Raw genomic sequence first — 2,358 nt, 5'->3', positions numbered from 1 at the left:
ATCGCACCGGCAACCACCCCAACCAGCACGCCCGCGGCCACCAGCCCCGGAAGCTTGTAACGTCGCCAGTCCAGCGCGGAAGCAGATGCCTCCTCTTCCACCGGCACCAGCATCGTGCCGGTCTTCTTCGCGGTCAGCACCTCGTCGATACCGGCGACGGGCATCTCGATCAGCGCCGCGAACTCCTCAATGGATTGCGGACGGTCTTCCATATGCAGCGCCAGCGCCTTGTCGATGGCCTGTAGCAGCGGGATGGAATAGCCCTGCGGCATCAGCTCCACCAGCGGTTTGCAGGTGTCCTGAATCGAGCGCACCACGCTGACCGGTGGCGGAGAGCCCACGATGAGGGTGCGCAATACGGCGCCGAGCGCGTAGATATCCGTCCACGGCCCCTGCTCGCTTTCATTGTCGTCGGTATACTGCTCGATAGGCGCGAAGCCCGGACGCAGCATGGTTTCCGTCTCATCCGAGAGATTACCGATGGTGCGGCGCGCCGATCCGAAATCGAGCAGCACCGGCAGGCCGTTATCCTGAATCTGAATGTTATCCAGCGAGATGTCGCGGTGTAGATAACCCTCGTCGTGGATCGTTTTGATGGCGCCGAAGAGCATTGGCAGCATGCGGCGGATCCACGCCTCGTTAATCAGCTCCGGTTTCTCTTCGCGCAGACGCGACAGCGTGGTACCGCTGTAAAACAGCGTCCCCATATAGGCCGTGTCGTTTTGCACCCAGAAACGCAGTACGTGCAGCAGGTTCGGGTGGTTAAAGCGCGCCAGCAGGCGGGCTTCCTGGATGAAGCTGTTCAGACCGGCAGAAAACGCTTTGCCGAAGCGCTCGCTGCGCAGCACCAGCGTCATATCCTCGCCGCGCACGGCGAGGGAGGAAGGCATAAATTCTTTGATAGCGATAGTGCGTTCGAGCTGGTGATCCCAGGCGCGATAGACGATGCCGAATCCGCCGCCGCCAATCACCTCTTTTATCTCAAACTCATTGAAACGGTACCCGACCGGGAGCGCGTTTGGGACAGTCCGATTGTTATCATTATCCGTCATCTTTTACAGTTCTCTTGATGATTATTACGCGGCAAACTGACAGTGGAACTCGCCCTGCTCGCAGGTGACATGCAGACGTCGGTACTGCTGGTCGCTGCGGCTGGCGGTAAGTAAAATCTGGCTCATCTGAGGCAGCAACGTATTGGTCAGAATCGCATCCACCATACGCCCGCCCGACTCAACCTCGGTACAGCGCTGAACAATCTGTTCGACCACGCTGTCGTCAAATTCAGAAATAATGTTGTGATTCTCTTCCAGACGACGCTGAATGCGCCTGAGCTGAAGACGCACAATCTGCCCCAGCATCTCGTCGCTCAGCGGGTAATACGGCACCACCAGCAGGCGGCCCAGCAGCGCAGGCGGGAACACCTCCAGCAGCGGCTGGCGCAGGGCGCCGCTTAACGCGTCAGGCTCCGGCATCAGTTCCGGGTCGGCACACATGGCTGCGATCAGGTCGGTGCCGACGTTAGAGGTCAGAATAATAATGGTGTTACGGAAATCAATGTGACGCCCTTCGCCGTCCTCCATCCAGCCCTTGTCGAAGACCTGGAAGAAGATCTCGTGCACGTCCGGGTGCGCTTTTTCAATTTCGTCCAGCAGCACCACGCTGTAGGGACGACGGCGCACGGCCTCGGTTAAGACGCCGCCTTCACCATAGCCCACATAGCCCGGAGGCGCACCTTTTAACGTCGAAACGGTGTGCGCTTCCTGGAATTCACTCATGTTGATGGTAATGACGTTCTGCTCGCCGCCGTAAAGCGACTCTGCCAGCGCCAGCGCGGTTTCGGTTTTACCCACGCCGGATGGCCCGCAGAGCATGAATACGCCGACCGGTTTGTTCGGATCGTCAAGCTTCGCCCGCGAGGTTTTTACCCGACGGGCAATCAGATCCAGACCGTGACGCTGACCAATAACCCGCTGGTTCAGCGTGTCGGCCAGGTTCAGCACCGCGTCAATCTCATTTTTCACCATCCGGCCCAGCGGGATCCCGGTCCAGTCTGAGACCACCGCAGCCACCACGTTCTCATCCACCGCGGCAAACAGCAGCGGTTCGTCACCCTGTAAGATCTTCAGCGCCTGCTGCTGTTCTGCCAGCTGGCCGCGCAGTTCAGCCGTATCCTCATCTCCCGCCGCAAACAGCGCGGCACGCAGACGGATAATCTCCTGCACCCGCGTGCGCTCTTCTTCCCAGCGACGGGCCAGAGCTTCGCGTTGGGTTTCGAATGCGTCACGTTCGGCGGTTAAGGTCGCCACACGCGCCGGATCGCCCGCCCCATAAAGCGCTCATAAATGGATTCCTGCACCA

At 59.6% G+C, this 2,358-nt stretch carries 1 protein-coding gene and 1 pseudogene; both read right to left on the bottom strand.

Going from position 1 to position 2,358, the window contains the following annotated elements; all coding sequences use genetic code 11:
* Window positions 1-1,052: serine/threonine-protein kinase (locus DD606_RS24620; RefSeq protein ID WP_139158361.1), on the bottom strand; the 1,052-nt coding region annotated here is incomplete at its 3' end.
* Between the two features lie 24 nt (window positions 1,053-1,076).
* A pseudogene (locus DD606_RS24615) lies at window positions 1,077-2,321 on the bottom strand (AAA family ATPase); the annotation flags it as partial.
* Window positions 2,322-2,358: the final 37 nt, after the last annotated feature.

Origin of the sequence: Enterobacter cloacae complex sp. GF14B (assembly GCF_004136805.1) — a bacterium.
Classification (GTDB): Bacteria; Pseudomonadota; Gammaproteobacteria; order Enterobacterales; family Enterobacteriaceae; genus Enterobacter; species Enterobacter hormaechei_C.
The sequence above is the reverse complement of the archived record's forward strand: the minus strand, read 5'-3'. Positions and strand labels throughout refer to the sequence as shown.